Source organism: Amycolatopsis sp. lyj-346, from assembly GCF_046548975.1.
GTDB lineage: Bacteria > Actinomycetota > Actinomycetes > Mycobacteriales > Pseudonocardiaceae > Amycolatopsis.
On the sequence record NZ_JAJPWT010000001.1, the window covers coordinates 1,320,698 to 1,337,582 of the forward strand.

Sequence of the window (16,885 nt, forward strand, 5' to 3'; positions counted from 1 at the left end):
AGCGGGCTCAAACGTGATATATACGCGGCTCCCGCGATCCGGGCGCGCATTTCCGCCCGCCCGGAAGGACCGTTGCCATGCACCTCAGCCGGATCCGGCTCGACTCGCCGATCACCATGATCATCGTGGTCGCGGTGACGCTGCTGGCGATCATCGCGATCCCGTTGTTCTGGGAGCGGTGGAAGCGGAAGCTGTTGTGGCGCACCGTCACCATCCTCTGCGCGGTCGTCTCGATCGTCGTCACCACCGGCCTGGCGGGCAACATGATCGGCGGGTTCTTCCCGACGGTCGGTTCACTGCTCGGCACGGGCGTCTACGCGGCCGACAGCATCGACGCCGAAACGAGTGCGAACGGCGAAAACCTCGAGGTCGTCCGCGAGGTGGGCGCGGCGCACGCCAAGGAGGGCAAGGGAACCGTCGTCCACATGAAGGTGACGGGCCGGCGCACCAAGCTCACCCGCGACGTGACGGTGTACCTCCCGCCGCAGTACTTCGACCCGGCCTACAAGAGCCTGAAGTTCCCGGCGATCGAGTGGATCCCGAACTACCCGTCCGGGCCCGAAGTCGTCACCGACGGGTACCGCCTCCCGGAACAGCTCGACGCGGCGATCGCCAAGCGCACGCTGCCTCCGGTCGTCGTGATCATGCCGGACCCCACGGGGGTCCCGAAGATCGGCCACGACACCGAGTGCGTCGACGAGGTCGACGGCACCGCGAACGACACCTACCTGACGGCCGACCTGCGCGAGTGGGCCCTGCACAAGCTGGGCGTGGCGGCGGACCGGAAGGCCTGGACCTTCGCCGGCTGGTCCTCCGGCGGCTACTGCGCGATGAACCTGGTGACCCGCCACCCGCAGTGGTACGGCCAGGCGGTCAGCGTCAGCGGCTACGACCGCGCGCAGCTGGACGCCGAGACGGAGGACCTGTTCAAGGGCCGCCGCGACGTGGACGACGCCAACAACGTCGGCATCACGGTGCGCCTGCACCCGTCCCCGGTGGACATCCTGGCGATCTGGGGCGAGAAGGAGAAGTTCGAGAGTGCGGCGGCCGAGCTGATCCGCGCGGGCGTCCGGTCGCCGGTCCGGTTCCAGTCGTGGCAGGTGCCGGACGCGGGCCACAACATGAACACCTTCAAGTCGCAGATCCCCGACATCCTCACCTGGATCGGTGCGCACACGACACCGCCCGCCCCGGCGGGAAGGCAGGTCGAGACCACCGGCGGGGTGCAGCCGTGGCCGCTGCCCCGGTCGGGCGCGCCGGGCGCGCTGGCGGACACCGACCAGTGAGGTGCCTCAGCCCAGCAGCGTCGAGACGATCTCCGTGACCCGCCTCGACGCGGTCGCGTAGTCGACCTTGACGGGGTGCTCGGTCAGGACGACGACGATGTAGCGGTTGTCCTCGCCGACCAGGCCCGAGGTGTGCAGCATCCGCGTCGGACCGCAGCAGGACCAGCCCTGCTTCACCGCCCACGGCCGCCCGCCGGCGGCGTCCGGGATGCCGAAGTACTGCCGGAAGCCGTCGGAGCCCCGCTCGGTCGCGTCGCGCAGCGCGGTCAGGGCCGCGTTGGACTTGCGCTCCAGCAGGTACTGGTAGATCCGCACGACGTCCGGCGCGGTGATGCGCGTGTCGCCCCAGCGACCGGGATCCGACGGCGGCCGGGTGCCGGTGAGGCCCAGCTTCCGGACCCAGCGCGTCACGATCGACGTCCCGCCGTAGGACGACCAGAACCGGCTCGCGAGGTCGTCGTCGCTGCGGGACAGCATTCGCTGCACGTCCGCCACCGGGCCGCCCTGCTCGAGCACCGAAAGCCCGATCAGCAGCTTCACCAGCGACGCGGAGGTGTACCCGCGGTCCGCGTGCACGGAGTCGATCGCGGCGCCCTGCTGCCGGTCGAAGACGACGGCGCTGACCTCGCCGTCGCGCACGAGCTTGTCCAGCACGGCGGCGTCCACCCTGGCCGGAGCCGCCGGGGCGGCCTTGGCCGGCGACCCCGGCGGCTCGGTCTGGGTCTTGGTCTCGGTCTTGGGTGCCGGCGCCGGCGTCGGCGCCGCGGACGTCGTCGTGCCGAGTTCGGTGACCGCGATCGGCTGGGACGACGCGGCGGTGCTGTGACCGGCCGTCACCACCACCGCGCCCGCTGCCCCCAGACACAGCCCCACCAGGAAGATGCCGCTCAGCTTGCGCATGACCTGGATTGCCGGAAAGGCCACGCGCTGTTCGCCCGAACGGGCTGCTTTGTGGGATAGCTCTCGAAGAGGGCGCGAACCGGGAACGCACCAGGGCCCTGCGGGCAAGCAGGATCGTTTCGCTCACCGTGGTCGCGGGGTACCCCAGCGCGGTGACGGTCGTCACCACCCGCTGGGAAGGACTGGAGTCATGGTTCACGCGAAAGGCGCACGCATCCGGGTCCGAGGCCTGCAGCCGGCGCAGGTGCTGGCCGGACTGGCCGGGATCGCGTTCCTCGTCGTCGGCATCATCGGATTGTCGAGGACCGGTTTCGGCAACTTCGCCGGCCACCACGACGCCGGGTTCTGGCGGTTCTCCGCCAACCCGCTGATGAGCTTGGTCCGCGTCGTGACCGGCGTCGTCGGCCTGCTGTTCGCGTTCGGCTCGGGCCGCGCGCGGACGTTCGGCTGGCTGCTGTTCATCGGCTACGGCCTCCTGTTCGTGTGGGGCCTGATGATCGACGGCCTCATTTCGACCAACCCCTTCGCCACCGCCGGCAACCCGATGGACCTCGAGCCTGCCGACACGTGGCTGCACCTCGGCGTCGCCGCGCTCGGCCTGCTGATCGCGGTGCTGCCGGCCCGCCGCACCATCCTGCTGCCCGAGGACGAGACGGCCGACGAGCCGACGGTCGTCGAGCAGCGCACCGACGTTGTCGACCGCACCGAGGTCGACCGCACCGACGGGGTGGCCGACGAGCCGCGCCGCCGGTCGTTCCTGCGTCGTGACCACAAGGGGCGAGGCCCGGAGGTCACTCGCGAAGAGCGTCCGCCGGGCCTCGCCCACTAGGAAGTTCGGGGTGGTTCAGCTTCAGTAGGTGGTGCCACCGGAACCGGAGGAGTCACTGCTGGTCCCCGCACCGCTGCCGGCCGGCGCCTGCTGCTGGTCGACAGCGGTCGCGGGGTTGCTGCCGACCTTGCAGCCGGCGGGCTCGATGACGAACCAGGTGCCGTTGACGCCCTGGCCGTTCGCGTCACCCGGCTTGGTGTCCTTCGCGAAGGTGTAGACGGGCCAGCCGCCGATGGTGACCTGCTCGGTGCCGTCGGCACGCTTCACGCTGCCGAGGAGCTTCGAGTCGATGCCCTGCAGCTCGACCTTGCCGTTGGAAAGCACCGGGGGCCAGGTCTTGGCGCAGTCGCCGTTGCAGGCGGACGTCTTGGCCTTCTTGCTGTCCTTCTGGAACAGGTAGAGCGTCATCCCGTTCTGGTCGACGATCGCGTCACCGAGACCGTCGATCTTGCTGGCGCTGAGCTTGACGGCGCCGGCTTCGGACTCGCCCGCCGCGGCCTGCCCGGCCTTCCCGCCCTTGGCGTTCGCCGCGTACCAGGCGCCACCGACGCCCTGGCCGGTCGCGTCGCCGGGCTTGGTGTCCTTGGCGTAGCGGTAGAGCGCCCACCCGCCGACGGTGATCTGCTCGGTCCCGTCGGAGCGCGTCACCTTCCCGACCGTGGTCTTGTCGACGCCTTGTACTTGGACATCACCCGTGGCCAGCATCGGCGGCCAGGCCTTGGCGCAGTCACCGTCGCAGTTGGACTTCGGCGGCTTGGCGGTGTCCTTGTCGAACCGGTAGAGGGTCATGCCGTTCTGGTCGGTCAGCACCTGCCCGACCTCGGCAACGTCGGCGACGACGAGTTTGCTTTCGTTCGACGCCGGAGCAGCGTTGCCCACCTGGCCGTTGTTGGCGGCCTGGCCGCCCCCGGTGCCACCAGCCGCCGCCGGAGCGACAACCGGCTGGGCAGTCTCGACACCCGAGCAAGCGGTGAGCACTGCCAGCCCGGCTGCCGCCGCGGCGACGGAGACGGCGATGCGCGTGCGAAGCATGGAAGTTCTCCTTGTGTCCGTTGGGATTTCCCGCCGCTCGGTGCGGCTGCTTGATACCCACTACACGGACCCCCGGCGAGGACGGTTCAAAGAATTTTCCCCAACCTCGCCGACCGCCCTGGCGGTGATCTTGACGACCGCTCTCGGCTGCTGCTCCGGAGCGCAGCAACCTCCGGGCGGTGCTCCCGGAGGGCAGCAGCCTTGCGGGCAGCTGCTCCCGAGCGCGGGAATCTCCCGTCCGCTACTCCGGAGCGCCGCCGCGCGCCGGCTCGCCGCCGCCGAGGGCGCGGTCGACCAGCGTGCCCGCCGCGCCGGTGTACCCGGCTGGGTCGAGGAGCTCGTCCAGCGCGGCCGCCGTCAGCACGGCGGTGACGGTGGGCAGCTCGTCCAGGACGTCACGGAGCGGCCGGTCCTCGCGCACCGCCCGCCGGGACGCCTCGCCCAGCAGGTCCTTGGCCTTCGCCTTGCCGAGCAGCGGCGCGAGCGCAGCGGAAAGCCGTTCGGAGACGATCAGCCCGTGCGTCGACGCCAGGTTCGCCCCCATCCGCGCCGGGTCCGCGGTGAGCCCACGCGCCAGCTCGGCGGCGGTGTGCGCGGCGCCGCCGGTCAGCCGCAGGCACTCGCGGACCAGCTGCCACTCGGCGTGCCAGACCCCCGCCGACCGTTCGTCCTCGGCGAGCATCGACTGCGTGACCCCCGCGGCCAGCACGGGCACCTGCAGCGCGGCCGACCGGATCAGCGTCGCGAGCACCGGGTTCCGCTTGTGCGGCATCGCCGAGGAGCCGCCCCGCCCATCGGCGGCCGGTTCGGCAACCTCGCCCAGCTCGGTCCGGCCGAGCGTCTCGACATCGACGGCCAGCTTCCCCAGCGCCCCGGCGGTGAACGCGAGCGCACCGACGAGGTCGGCCACCGGCGTCCGCAGCGAGTGCCACGGAAGCACGGAAGCGGCCAGCCCGGTCTCCTCGGCGAACGCGGCGGTCAGCCGTTCGGCATAGTCGCCCCCGCCCCCGCCCCCGCCCCCGCCCCCGCCCCCGCTCGCCTCGCCGGCCAGGCGCGCGTACTCGACGTACGCCGCCAGCGTTCCGGCCGCGCCGCCCAGCGAGACCGGCAGCCCGCCGTCGAGCACGCGCCGGACGCGGACGGCCGCGTCCAGCACCAGCTGCCGCCAGCCCGCGGCCTTCAGCCCGAACGTCGTCGGCACCGCGTGCGCGGTCAGCGTCCGCCCGGCCATAGTCGTGTCCCGGTGCGCGCGGGCCAGCCCGGCCAGGGCCTCGGCCGTGGCGTCGAGGTCGGCGGCGAGCGGCCGCAGCGTCCGGTCGGCGACCAGCATCATCGCGGTGTCGAAGATGTCCTGGCTGGTCGAGCCGCGGTGCACGTACTCGGCGGCACCGGGCGCAATCTCCGCGACAGCCGACGTCAGCGCCTTCACCAGGCCGACGACCGGGTTCGCGGTCGCCCTCGACTCCCGCGCCAGCTCGGCGACGTCGATCCGCGCCTTGCCCGCGGCCTCGGTGATCGCGTCCGCGGCCTCCGGCGGCACCGTCCCGAGCCGCGCCTGCGCCCTCGCGAGCGCCGCCTCGGCGTCGAGCATCGCGCGCAGCCAGGCTTCGTCGCCGGTCGAAGCTTCGGCCGGCGTACCGGCCCGCACCGGGGACAGCAGTCCGGAATCGGGGTCGACGGTCATGGCGCCAGCATCGCACGCGGCCGACCTCGACGGCGTGCGCACGACCGCGTCCGGCACGCTCAGCCGCCGTGTCCAGCGTCCCGTTCGCCGAGGTGATCAAGCCCGGCGCCGCGAAGCACGCTGGATCGTCGTTCCGTTCGTCATGCACCTCCATTCCCGCTGCCGCCGCCGGACGGCAGCCCGTTATTCGCCGGTCGTGCCGTCGATCCGTTCGCGGATCAGGTCGGCATGGCCGATGTGGCGCGCGTACTCGCCGATCATCCGCAGCATCAGCCAGCGCAGGGTGAACGGTTCACCGGTGCTGCGCCGGGTACCGGTCTGCTCCAGTGAGCTGGCCGCGACGATCTCGCGGGAGCGCGCGCATTCGGCGTGCCACAACGAGAACGCCTCGTCGACGTCACCGTCCAGGTCCGTGAAGTCCTGCTCCGGGTCGTCGTCGGAGTAGTAGAGGATCGGGACGTCCTCGCCCGTGAACTGGATCCGGAACCACCAGCGTTCGCAGCCGGTGAGGTGCCGCAGCAGGCCGTGCAGGGTCAAAGTGGACGGTGGTACCGAGCGTTCGGACAGCCGCGCCGGGTCCAGACCGGTGCATTTCAGCTCGAAGGTGCGCCGGTAGTAGTCGAGGCTTTCGGCGAGTGCCCGGCGCTCGTCCGCAACCGGCGCCGGGTCGGTTCTGGGGCCGGTGAGGCGGGGCGGTGGCGCCACCGGGATGGTGTGTTCGGTCATGTGCGGAGCGTGCCACGAGGGTCCGACAATTTCGGATCACCGGTGGGGTCGGTGATCGGGCAACTGTCGCAAAACCCCAGTTCAAGCACGGTTTGGCGAACCCGGTAACGAAATCCGGAGCGGGCCGATCTGATCTTCGTCACCCCTGCTGCGCACGCCAGTTTCACCGGTCGGAGCGGCACCCCTCGGTTCGGAACCAGGAGATCACGAATATGCAGCGAACCGGACGAAGAGCCGCCGTGCTGGTTGCGCTGGCGACCGCGGCCCTGTGCGCGACGCCCGCCGTCGCGTCCGCGGCCCCGCCCGCGAGCACGATCGACGTCAGCGCGACCACCGTGCGCGCGGGCACCACGTTCACGGTCACTGAGCAGTTGAGCAATCCGACGGATTTCACGGTCACGGGCGCAAAAGCGGCGCTCTACGTGAAGGAGAAGCCGATCGCCGACGTGGTGGACCTGGTCTCCTGCGCCGGGGCGATCGCGCCGTGCACGCCGTACCTCAGCAGCTTCCGGGGCGGCGTCGGCGACCTGGGCGCGGGCGAGAGCCGGACGGTGACGTTCACCCTGCGCGTCAAGGAGGACGTCGCGCCCGGCCAGTTCACGCTCCAGCACCAGTTCGCCGGCGACAACTACGCGTTCAGCGTGGAGGACGGCCCGGTCGTCACGATCGCCCCGCCGAACGAGGCCGACGTCAAGGTGGCGCTGACCGCCACCCCGCGCGCCGGCCTGGTCGCCCGGGTCGACTACGTGATCAAGGTGTCGAACACCGGCCCGGCCACCGCGACCGGCGTCCGCGTGACGGCCAATCCGGGTACGGGCCGCACGATCGCCTCGACGACGGGCTGCACCCGCTCGGGCGCGACGCTGAACTGCGCGATCGGCACCCTGGCCCCGGGCGCATCGGCCACGGCGAAGTTCACGTCGGAGGGCGGCTTCTTCGCGTGGGGAGCGTTCACGGCGACGGCTCAGCGAGCGGCAAGCGCCCCGGCCGACCCGGAAGCGGCCAACGACAAGGCGTCCAAGAAGTGCACCGCCTACACGGGCCTGTTCGTCCAGTGCTGACGGCGTGACGCGCGGGACCCGGCCCGGGTCCCGCGCGTCCGTCCCGGATGTTCACAGCGCGAAGACGGCCGAGCGCGCCCGGCTCCGCACCGCGTCGGCCGTCTCTTCGGCGGACTGCCCCGTCGTGTCCATGACGTGCTGTTCCAGAGCGCCGAGCCCGGCGAACGCGGCGTGCATCCCCTTCAGCGGCTCCACGTCGGTGAGTTCGGACGCGTCGCGGGCGGTCCCCCGCGCAAGGGTGACTTCGAGGCTCGGCCGGAGCACGACGTAGGCGGCCTCGGCGATCCCCCCGAGCACGACATCGTTCTGCCACGCGGCCTCGGGCAGGTAGGGCGGCACGAGCCCGGTCCGGATCCAGACGTAGAAGCTGTCCGTGTCCAGGTGAACGGAGGGCCGCGAGGCCCCGGCGGCCACCATCCGCGCCCCGGTCGACTTCCCGGCACCGGGCGGCCCGGTGAGGATCAGCAGGGAACCAGGCATGGAGGCATCATGGCCAGCGTGCCGGCGAAGAACCAGTCTTGACCTCCGCCGCAGCCCCAGCCGGACCCCGGTGTGTGAGCACCCGACCGGTGCCTGGCTAAACTGGGGGCGCGGGCCGTTAGCTCAATTGGTAGAGCTGCGGACTTTTAATCCGTAGGTTCTGGGTTCGAGCCCCAGGCGGCCCACTCAAACTCCCTGGTCAGCGGCCTGTTGGTCGCCACCGGTCAAGATCGGCTCCCCGGGTTATCCCCGGAATTGGGGTCCGACGGTTTATCCAAGAGCCCTTCAAGACGGCCCTCCGGGGCCGCTGAGCAATGTGTTGCCCCGCAGGCAAGCCCCGCCGGGGCGTGCGGACTGGCGCCCGGTCCCGGCGGTCCGGCGGTCGCCCTCGGAAGAGCAGCTCAGCGACCACCCCGGCGGGGCGCACGAAGACCGGCTATGAACCTATAAAGGCGCCAGTCACCGCAGGCGACTCATTGCTCATGACTTCGATGCCGGCTTCGGCACTGTGGACGTGCAACGCCTCGTCTCGCCACGGTGCCGCCGCTTCGCAACCGAGAACGGCCGTCACAGCAAATGTCGCTGTGATCCAGAAGTTGACGTGGGTGGACTTGCGCAAGTCAAACGGAATCATGGTTGTCAGCCTGCTTCCTGAGCTGATGCGACTGATGCACAAGATGCCCTCGCTGGGCGGGCAGGTCTCCGAGATGGCCGGCCGGGGTACGGAGCTTGTGTCCGTGTGCGGCCTCGCGGCATCTCGTCGACCTCCCCCGAGGGTTATCACGTCGTGTCAAGGGGGCGGGCATCGAAGACGAGGTCGCCCAGGAGCTGTGGCGCCCCCTTGACACGACGTGACCGGGCTTCGCCAGGTCGACGAGATGCCGAAAGGCCACCCACTTGTAGTCAGGGATTGAGATCACTGAACAAGGGGGTATACGCGCTTCCTGGTCGGAGCTACCGTGCAGAAGCCCCGTGGTCCGAGGTGTTGCTACCACTTCGGAACGCGGGGCTTCTCATCACTGGGTGATGGATGCGCCCGCAGCCTGGTTGATGATGAGCTGCGCAGCGTGCACCGCGTCAACGCGGTTGTGGTACCGCTCACTGGTGGCGAGCACGTTGCCGTTGCTCGAAACGATGTTGAAGTACCACTGGTATCCCGACGGGATGATCTTGAATTTCACTGGCCTGACTCTCTACTAGTTGGGTGTCGCAGCGTGACCGCCGCCAGCACAGCTTGACCGTTCGTTGCGTCGTGCGCAACTGGCTCGTCAGTCTCAGACCACAACATGTGGGGGGTCGGAACCTACAAATCTGCAATATGTAGCGATGTTTCGAGCGACAGTGTTGTAGTTACGGGCGCGTACAGTCTAAGAGTGACTACTGTAAGTGCGCGGCAAACGATTTCGGACAGTTAGCCTTACCTGAGATTCCTCGCACGCATGTTTGTCCGCAAGTTCACTCTTATGGGCTAATCCCGCGGGTTGCGCGCCTCATGGAAGGGGCTTACCGGCCTTTCGCCCGGGGCCTGCTGGGCTGCGATGGCCGCCCGGAGGGGGCTTGACGGAAAGATCATCCGGCCGGGTTGGTCCCGGAATCGGGGTCTGACGGTTTGTCCAACAGTCCTTCGAGGGCCTTCGCCGTGATCGGGTCAACCGTCTTCCGGCCCAGGTAGGTGTCCTGCGTCATCGACGCCCGTGAGTGGCCGAGGTGATCCGCGATCAGCCGCGTCGGGACGCCCGCATCGTCTAGAGCGGTCGCCGTGGTCTTTCGGAAGTTGTGCGACGTGAGCCACAGGAAGTCGTCGGATCCTCGGATTTCCCGGAGCACCCGCAGGACGTTGTTCGGGTCCCGCAGGGTGCCGGTCGTGCTGGCGAAGATCGGGCTAGCGAGTGGCCGGCCATCCGCCTTCGCCTCAGCCCACCGCCCTTCCAGCAATGCCAGCGCCCAGGAGGGCAGGGGGAGCGCGCGCATGCTCGACTCCGTCTTCGGCCGAGGCTTGCGGAGCAGGCCTTCACCCTTGACCCGGACGACCGTGTGCGTGATGTCCACCGTGCCTGCCACGAAGTCGACGTCCTCCCAGAACGTCGCCAGCGCCTCACCGACCCGGACGCCCGCCGCCATCATGAAGCGCGAGAGGTCCGGCAGGTCCCAGCGCCGCGCCTTCTCGCTGGCCTCGACCCTCGCCAGCCACTTCGTACGTTCCTCCGCGTCCAAGGCCCGAGGCTTCTTCTTGCTCTTCGGGATACGGCGGGTGTCCCGCGTCGGGTTGCTGTCGATCGCGTCGTACCGCGCGGCGAGACCGAGCATTCCCGACAGCGCAGTCCTCGCGGTCTTGGCCGTCGACGACCCAACAGTCCGTTGAAGAGCGCCTAGGAACCGGTCCAGCCGCATCACGGTCGCCTCGCGCACCCGCAGCTCACCCATCCCAGGGACGATGTGCCGCTTGAGGATGGACTCATAGGTGTTGATGGTCGTCGGAGACTTGATGCCCTCCCGGACATCCTGCTGCACCTGTTCGATCCATACAGCGGCCAGATCCTTGAGCCGGGTCTCCCGCGTGATCTCGCCAGTCGTCGAGCCCGACCAATCAAGGAACGCGTCCCGAAGTCGTTGCGCCGCTTTGCCTTTCGTCTTCCCCGAGCGCTCGACCTCCCGCGTCTGGCCGTCGAAGTCGCGGAAGAGTGCACGAGCGCGCCAGCCCTTCGCGGTTGCCGAATAGCGGATCTCTCCGTACGTCCCGATCTCCAGCTGAGGGCGAGGCATCACGCCACCTCATCCGACAGTTGGTCCACCCACGAACGGATGTCTTCCTGGCGGTACCGGACGTACTTCCCGATCCGACGGCCGGCCGGACCGTAGCCCTTGGTCCGCCACTGATACAGCGTCGACACCGGGACGCCGAGGTAGTTCGAGACGTCCTCGACCGTCCACAGCCGACTGAACCCCATGTAGTTGTTCATGCCTCCCCCTTCCAGATCAAGCCGCGAGCTGAGTTGCCGAAGTTTCCGGACCGTCCCCTGGTGGTCCTGCGGCGGCGAGTAGCGCGCGGTCGTACTCGGCCTTCCACGTGATCCGTTCCGCGATCGCGCGCATGACCAGGTGCTGCCGGGGCGGAACCTGCGGGTCTCCCGGTTCGGGCTTGCGCCAGACCAGCCGGGTCGGGTTGTGGCTTCTTGATCCCGATCGCCGCCAACGCCTGCTGAACGAAGGCCTTGCGGTCGGCTTTGTGGTCGTCGAGGGTCTTGCCCGACCACTTGCGCGACACCAGCACCCGACGTCCCGGCAGCCCGAGCGTGGTTCGTCGATGCGCCCGTCCCTTGCAGTGCCCTGGCGTGGTCTTGCTGCCCGCGCCCTTGGGCTGGACCCCGTACAGGAGCCAGACCGCGCAGCGCGGCGAGCACGGGGTCACCGACAGTTCGGCGTGCAGCCGGTCGTGGTGATCCCGCAGCCGCGCCGTGTCCGCCTCGACCACCTCACCGGTGGACTTGGTCAGGTACTTGGTCAGGTAGCCGATGTGGCGGCCGGCCTCTTCGGTCCCGCCGAGGATGCCCTTCGAGTGCACCTGCCGCCCGAACACGACGACGTGCGCCGGTTCCTCGACCTGGTCCACCGCGTCGTCCCAGGACGTCAGCGGCTCCCGGGTGTCCGGGGCGAGGAACGCCCGGGTGTCCGGGTCCCAGACCGGCATCCGGTCGACATAGACGATCTCGTCGTGCGACGGCCACCAGACCTGGTGATAGGTGGCTTCGGTGACCTGGCGGATGACGTCGTGCGGGATCGCCCCGCGGATCGCGGCGTGCAGGTGCGGTGCGGTGCGCTTCTGCGGTTCGACGGTGGCGAAGTACTGGGCGTCCCAGCCGACGACCCGGCGGAGGTTTGCCACCACCGGTCCACCAGCGCGGAGAAGTGCACCGCGTCCCGAGCTGCCCGCCGGTAGTTGTACCGGGCCGGGTCGACCGGTGCCCCATCGTTACGGACGGGGCCGTAGCTGTCGCAGGTCAGCGTGACGAACATCGACGGCCGAAACTTCCCCGCGTACTCCCGGCCCACGGTGGTCTTCGCGACCTTCCGCCGAGGCAGGTTCGGCGCGTCCTGCCGCCGCCGAGTCGACCGCTTCACCGCCCGCTTGGTCGGGACGTCGAGGGCGGGCAGCCGACCGCGCATGCCGAGTTGCCGAAGTTCCGCGTCAACCCCGGCGATCTCCTCCCTCAGTTCCTCGGCTTCGGCCGGATCGTGCTCGACCACCTCCCGGTAAGCCGCGACCAAGTCGGCGCGGTAGGTCAGCAGCTCTTTGTGGTCCTCGGAGGGCGGCTCGGTGGCGAGAACGGGTTCTTCGGTCATGTGCCAGCCCTCGCGGCAGTGGGCCTGCCGAAGCGCCTTCGCCTTTCGAGCACACGGCAAGCACACCGACTCCACCGTGGACCCGCACGGCACCGGGACGTAGCGAAGCTCGCCGGTCTCAGTGTCGCCAACCTCCATCGTGAACGGGCGGACGCAGACGCCGTGCTTCTCCGCCGTCGCCCGGATCACGTCCGCAGCAAGAGGCGTGCGCATCCGTTCGGCCCGGGTGGTGGTCCGCTGGGTCTGTTCTTCGGTCATCAGGCAGCCACCTCTCCGGGGCGGGACCATTGGCGCAGCTGGAACACCGGCATGTCCTGCCGTTGCCCGGCGGGCAGGTCCGGGAACACGGCTGGGTCGTAGGCAACGCCGCCGCTGTAGACCTGCACAGGGATGCCACACGACGTCCGGCCGTTGACCGACAGATGCACCGAGCCGCCGTCCGAGGTGCGCCAGAGCGAAGCCGACACGTCATCGAGGGTGTTCGCCCAGGTGAGTAAGGCCCATGCGACGTCGGGCAGCCGGTGGGCGTCGAGCTGGACCGTGAGCGGGTCCGACCAAGTCCGCACGGTCAGCGTCGCCACCGGGGGGAGCTGGTGCAGGTCGAGGTGGTCCCGGATGGTGTCGAGGAAGACCATCAGCCGGTTCACGCGGCCACCCCCTCGCCGCCGAGCGCGGGTCGGGCCGTGCCGCCGTTGGTGACGTACCGCTCCAGTGCCTTGACCGTCTCGTCGGACACCCAGCCCGCACGGATGCGCAGCGGTTCGCGGATACCTTCGCCCCACACGAACCCGACACCGGCTTCACTGTCGCCGATGCGATTTGCCCACGCGCCCCGTTCGTACGCGCCGTCGCCGAGGACCATGCCGACGTGCGTCTTCGACGTCACCCGCAGGCACACGCGGCGGGTGAACAGCTCCCGCACCGGGACGGTGTCCTTCGTCGGTTCCTGCACGTACCCGCGCACCGAGATGTTGAGGGCGCGGCCTTGGGTGTTCAGCAGCGCCACGCGCTCGACGATCTGTTCGCGAGTCTTACGGTCCGTGTACTTGGTCAGGGCTCCGATCTCGTCGAACTCCAGCAGCTCAAGCGGGTACTCGGTGGACAGGGGAATGGTGCGGACGTGGCCGGCGAACTCGCGCTTGCGCGATTCCATCTCCTCTACCAGGCCGTCGAGCACCTCGAGCGCGTCCTTCCCAGACTCCGCGTACCGAGCGAAGATCCCGCGCCCGTAGGCCAGCTCCATCCCCTTCGGATCGATCCCCGACATGCGCACCAGCCCGGAGCGGATCGCCGGAGCCGCCGACACGAGCGGACACCACATCACCGAGTTCTTCCCTGCTCCAGAAGCGCCGGCCGTCAGACAGTGCGCACCCGAGCCGAGCAACGGCACCCGCCAGTCGTGCCCGTACTCCGTGCGACCGGCCCACACCCGCCGCAAGTCCACGGCGGACTGACCCTCAGGGAGGTCCGGGGAAGGCACGAGGCCGACCAGCTGGTCCCGGCGCTGAAAGTCGAGCGAGACCACGTTCGGCTCCAGCTCCCGCACCTGACACCGAGCGACCTTCCGCGCCGAGGCCAGCGCACGGGCCGCCTCGTCGAAGTCCTCGGGCTTCTGGCCGGGCACGAGCTGCACCCGGACCTCATCCCAGGACGGGCCCGAGCGGACGCCGAGGACCTTGGGCACCTGCACCCCGGACTGCCGAGCCGTCGCCCGCGACGCCTTCCGCCGACCCACCAGGTTCACGGTGACCTCGACCGGCAACGCGGCATCGCGGACGCTCAGGCCGCAGGCGTGCAGCCAGCCGGGGAGCTTGAGGTGGTAGACGGCCCAGCGCAGCCACCACGACCGCAGCGGCCGGCCGCACCACTGGTCGAATGAGGTCACGTCGAGTAGTCGCCATACACCGAGGATCAGGGCCAGGCCGCCGAGGTTGATCACGAGCCAGACCCAGCCGACCCAGACGCACCACAGGTAGACAGCGATCACCGTCAGGCTGGTGCGCCAGTGGATCACGACTTGGGAGAACAGCCAGAACACGACCTTGCACGCCCACCACAGGGCCACGAACACGACCGCCATCGCGGCCAGCAGCTCAGCCATCGACGCCAACGCCCGCCCGATCTTCGCCAGCACCCACACGCCGAGGCCGAGGCTGGCCAGGGCGATCACGAGCATTCCGGGGGAGGTCATCGCCGACCACCCCGCAGCACCGCCGAGAGGTCCAGTGGCAACGCACCCAGGCACGGGGCGCATTTGGTCTCACCCGGCAGCAGTCGAGCGAACCGTTTGCATTCTGCGCAGCGCATCCGGGTGACCCCGGTTGACTGCCGTCCGTTGTCATCATTTATCGTCTGCATTGTTCACTTCTCCAGTGGACGGACGCAGAACCGGCGAAAAGGTTGGTAGCCAGGAACCCGGTTCTGCGTTCTAAAGGGCAAGCTTGAGTGCACAAGGACGTGTTTATGTGCCGCACGTCCCCGCGTGCGAAAATTGTCAGTCTTCGGTTGTTTCCGCCGTAGCTAGTTCTGTCGAGCTCCGCTCACCTCCCGCCGGGTCGAGCACTGTCCGCGCGTGCGAAGCTGCACACCTTCAGCGAGCAGGATGTTGCGGGTTTGGTTGTAGCTCAAGCCATACGAGGCGGCGAGCTGCCGGATCGACCGGCCGAAGTTGTAGGCGTTGACGAGGCCCGGCGGCGTCGGAGGAAGCGGGATCTTCGGAGGCCGAAGCGTGACACCCTCGTCAATCAGGGTGGCGCGAATCTTCCGATAGCTGAACGGATACCGCGCGACCAACCTTTCGATGGTCTCACCGGCAGCATACTGATCAACAAGCTCAGCAACTATCGCCGGATCAATCTCGACCGTCACCGCGCATCACCGTAGCCCGATTTCCACTCCGGCCTTTTCGTCAGCTTCTCGACCTGCCGCATCTCGTAACCGACCCAGTACAACGCCTCCCAGTGGTGACGCTCATCCAGCTCGGCGACCCGCTCATACATCGCCGCGTTCGCCCGATGGAACTCAACCCAGACCGACAGCGCAGCATCCCGCTCCGGCCGGAGAACGAACACGGCTTCCCGCGCGTCAGCCAGCGTCGCAACCTCGCGATACGACCTGACCACCGTCTCCGCCCCCATCAGGACCGACCGGAACTGCCACGCGCGCAGCCACCAGGGCCGCCAGGTCGTCCACCCCGTCGCGGAGCCGGAGAAGGAACGCCACGCATGCCGGCCACTCCTCCACGTCCCCCGGCAGCGCCAGCGTCGCCACCGACGTCGCCCCGGTCACGACCAGCACCGGCGGACTGGCCGGATGCGGGCCCGTCTCCTCCACCGTCACCGAATCCCGAGACTCGACCGTCCACGTCACGCCGAACCCGTCGACCCGAAACCCCATCGCCGTCTGCCTTACTCGCCCAATCCCGTGCCAATTCCGCGAACCCCTCGGCCGCCGACTCCAGAGCCGCGACGCACCACCACGGCAGCCCGCGCAACTTGGCCAGCTCGTGCCAGGCCCGCGACACCCGCCGCGCCGCATTCGACGTGTTCAACGAGGCCACCGGCGACAGCACCCGTGACCCGTGCTCCCACGCCGCCATGTAGTCGCGGTACGCCGCTTCCCACGCCCGGACCAGCTCCTGAAACGCCCTGGCATCGCGAACCGGCCCGGACATGTTCGCCCCACTCACGCCGCCTTCGCCGCCCCTTCGCCACCCGACGCCGACCGCGTGGCCTTCGCGCCCAAACCACTGGCCGCCGCCTTGAACCCGGTCGCCCGGAAGACATAGGACTGGTACTTGAACTCGCCCTGCCCCGCGACCTTCGGCTCCGCCGTCAGCCCTTCCAACTCGATCGGACGCATCCCCGGCAGCGCCTCGGACGTCGCCGGGACCGGCTGCACGTCGGCGAGCAACGTGATCTCGAAAGACGCGCGCTTCGCCTTCGTCTCGGCCGGGTCAGTAACGGTCACCTTCCACTGCCGCTTGCCGGTCACCTCGTCAACCCGCTGGCGCGCCGGACGACCGGCTGCCCTGTCCTCTCGGGACTGGTACTCGTTGTCCGGCGAGACCCCACCAACCATGACCAAACCCTGAGCGAAGGCGTCGTCGAACTCGATCGGAAAGCGGAAATCCTTGTAAATAGCCATTTCAGCCCCTGCTGTGTCTGTTGTGTTCTCTGGAATCAGTCGTGCTCACCGGACGCGGCGTCATCGACCGCGCGGGACCACTGCTGTTCGAGGGAAGAGGGATACGACCGGGTGCGGTTCTGGGCCTCGCACCACTCGCTGAACTCATTCGCGGCAACGGCCAGACTGCGCGCGAACCGCGCGGTGTCCATCAGCCCGCCGATGCGGGCGGGCACTTGGATGATGAACGAGGCCTCTTCGCTGCCCGCCACGAGCTGCCGAACGCCCGGTGATGGTGAAACCACCGCCGCGCCGTAGCCGACGAGGGGCTGAATCACCACGTGAATGCCCATCTGCACTCCAGATGTCTCGGTCTCGGCGTGCCCGGGTGGGCGCGCTGGAACCAGGAGACACCCGGTGG

Annotated in this window: 18 protein-coding genes, 1 tRNA gene and 1 pseudogene; 4 read left to right on the forward strand and 16 right to left on the reverse strand. The window is 69.1% G+C overall.

The window, feature by feature from the left end; all coding sequences use genetic code 11:
• Window positions 1-77 precede the first annotated feature (77 nt).
• Complete coding sequence (locus ACLJQE_RS06475; protein WP_410638051.1) at window positions 78-1,286, forward strand: alpha/beta hydrolase; 1,209 nt, start codon at window positions 78-80, stop codon at window positions 1,284-1,286.
• A 6-nt stretch (window positions 1,287-1,292) separates the two neighbouring features.
• Here the strand turns inward: ACLJQE_RS06475 and ACLJQE_RS06480 are convergent, their stop codons facing one another.
• The gene (locus tag ACLJQE_RS06480) at window positions 1,293-2,186 is read right to left on the reverse strand and encodes a hypothetical protein (RefSeq protein ID WP_410638053.1); all 894 of its coding nucleotides are present in this window, start codon (window positions 2,184-2,186) and stop codon (window positions 1,293-1,295) included.
• A gap of 190 nt (window positions 2,187-2,376) precedes the next feature.
• On the opposite strand from ACLJQE_RS06480, the gene ACLJQE_RS06485 reads away from it, so the two are divergent.
• On the forward strand, window positions 2,377-3,015 hold the full coding sequence (locus ACLJQE_RS06485) for a DUF4383 domain-containing protein (protein WP_410638054.1): 639 nt from the start codon (window positions 2,377-2,379) through the stop codon (window positions 3,013-3,015).
• 21 nt (window positions 3,016-3,036) lie between these two features.
• Here ACLJQE_RS06485 and ACLJQE_RS06490 read toward each other — a convergent pair whose 3' ends face one another.
• The 3 genes from ACLJQE_RS06490 to ACLJQE_RS06500 all read right to left on the reverse strand — a co-directional run bounded on the left by ACLJQE_RS06490 (window position 3,037) and on the right by ACLJQE_RS06500 (window position 6,457).
• The gene (locus ACLJQE_RS06490) at window positions 3,037-4,047 is read right to left on the reverse strand and encodes an SCO0930 family lipoprotein (RefSeq protein WP_410638055.1); all 1,011 of its coding nucleotides are present in this window, start codon (window positions 4,045-4,047) and stop codon (window positions 3,037-3,039) included.
• 241 nt (window positions 4,048-4,288) lie between these two features.
• Window positions 4,289-5,731, reverse strand: a complete 1,443-nt coding sequence (locus ACLJQE_RS06495) for an adenylosuccinate lyase family protein (RefSeq protein ID WP_410638056.1) — start codon at window positions 5,729-5,731, stop codon at window positions 4,289-4,291.
• A gap of 183 nt (window positions 5,732-5,914) precedes the next feature.
• Complete coding sequence (locus tag ACLJQE_RS06500) at window positions 5,915-6,457, reverse strand: DinB family protein (protein ID WP_410638057.1); 543 nt, start codon at window positions 6,455-6,457, stop codon at window positions 5,915-5,917.
• A gap of 239 nt (window positions 6,458-6,696) precedes the next feature.
• Here ACLJQE_RS06500 and ACLJQE_RS06505 point away from each other — a divergent pair, with 239 nt between their 5' ends.
• Entirely contained in the window at window positions 6,697-7,518 is an 822-nt protein-coding gene (locus ACLJQE_RS06505) for a hypothetical protein (RefSeq protein ID WP_410638058.1), read from the forward strand.
• 51 nt (window positions 7,519-7,569) lie between these two features.
• Here the strand turns inward: ACLJQE_RS06505 and ACLJQE_RS06510 are convergent, their stop codons facing one another.
• Window positions 7,570-7,998, reverse strand: coding sequence for a hypothetical protein (locus tag ACLJQE_RS06510; protein WP_410638059.1), 429 nt, complete (start codon window positions 7,996-7,998; stop codon window positions 7,570-7,572).
• Between the two features lie 112 nt (window positions 7,999-8,110).
• On the opposite strand from ACLJQE_RS06510, the gene ACLJQE_RS06515 reads away from it, so the two are divergent.
• Window positions 8,111-8,183, forward strand: a tRNA-Lys gene (locus tag ACLJQE_RS06515).
• A 251-nt stretch (window positions 8,184-8,434) separates the two neighbouring features.
• Here ACLJQE_RS06515 and ACLJQE_RS06520 read toward each other — a convergent pair.
• The 11 genes and pseudogenes from ACLJQE_RS06520 to ACLJQE_RS06570 all read right to left on the reverse strand — a co-directional run bounded on the left by ACLJQE_RS06520 (window position 8,435) and on the right by ACLJQE_RS06570 (window position 16,817).
• Window positions 8,435-8,632 carry a hypothetical protein gene (locus tag ACLJQE_RS06520; RefSeq protein ID WP_410638060.1) on the reverse strand — a complete coding sequence of 66 codons (198 nt, stop codon included), beginning with the start codon at window positions 8,630-8,632 and terminating at the stop codon, window positions 8,435-8,437.
• 382 nt (window positions 8,633-9,014) lie between these two features.
• On the reverse strand, window positions 9,015-9,179 hold the full coding sequence (locus tag ACLJQE_RS06525) for a YegP family protein (RefSeq protein ID WP_410638061.1): 165 nt from the start codon (window positions 9,177-9,179) through the stop codon (window positions 9,015-9,017).
• Window positions 9,180-9,567: 388 nt separating this feature from the next.
• Window positions 9,568-10,761: a tyrosine recombinase XerC gene (gene xerC / locus ACLJQE_RS06530; RefSeq protein WP_410638062.1), complete on the reverse strand. Its 1,194-nt coding sequence runs from the start codon at window positions 10,759-10,761 to the stop codon at window positions 9,568-9,570.
• The gene (locus tag ACLJQE_RS06535) at window positions 10,761-10,958 is read right to left on the reverse strand and encodes a helix-turn-helix transcriptional regulator (RefSeq protein WP_410638063.1); all 198 of its coding nucleotides are present in this window, start codon (window positions 10,956-10,958) and stop codon (window positions 10,761-10,763) included. Before ACLJQE_RS06535 ends, xerC begins: the two co-directional genes overlap by 1 nt.
• A 16-nt stretch (window positions 10,959-10,974) precedes the next feature.
• Window positions 10,975-12,597, reverse strand: a pseudogene (locus ACLJQE_RS06540) (replication initiator).
• Entirely contained in the window at window positions 12,597-12,986 is a 390-nt protein-coding gene (locus ACLJQE_RS06545; RefSeq protein WP_410638064.1) for a hypothetical protein, read from the reverse strand. Before ACLJQE_RS06545 ends, ACLJQE_RS06540 begins: the two are co-directional and overlap by 1 nt.
• Window positions 12,983-14,530, reverse strand: a complete 1,548-nt coding sequence (locus tag ACLJQE_RS06550; RefSeq protein ID WP_410638065.1) for an FtsK/SpoIIIE domain-containing protein — start codon at window positions 14,528-14,530, stop codon at window positions 12,983-12,985. The genes ACLJQE_RS06545 and ACLJQE_RS06550 overlap by 4 nt, the downstream gene beginning before the upstream one ends.
• A gap of 329 nt (window positions 14,531-14,859) precedes the next feature.
• A complete protein-coding gene (locus tag ACLJQE_RS06555; protein ID WP_410638066.1) occupies window positions 14,860-15,207 on the reverse strand; it encodes a helix-turn-helix domain-containing protein in 348 nt (115 codons plus the stop codon).
• On the reverse strand, window positions 15,204-15,476 hold the full coding sequence (locus tag ACLJQE_RS06560) for an AMED_5909 family protein (protein WP_410638067.1): 273 nt from the start codon (window positions 15,474-15,476) through the stop codon (window positions 15,204-15,206). Before ACLJQE_RS06560 ends, ACLJQE_RS06555 begins: the two co-directional genes overlap by 4 nt.
• 547 nt (window positions 15,477-16,023) lie before the next feature.
• Window positions 16,024-16,485: a hypothetical protein gene (locus ACLJQE_RS06565; protein ID WP_410638068.1), complete on the reverse strand. Its 462-nt coding sequence runs from the start codon at window positions 16,483-16,485 to the stop codon at window positions 16,024-16,026.
• 35 nt (window positions 16,486-16,520) lie between these two features.
• Entirely contained in the window at window positions 16,521-16,817 is a 297-nt protein-coding gene (locus ACLJQE_RS06570) for a hypothetical protein (RefSeq protein WP_410638069.1), read from the reverse strand.
• Window positions 16,818-16,885 lie beyond the last annotated feature (68 nt).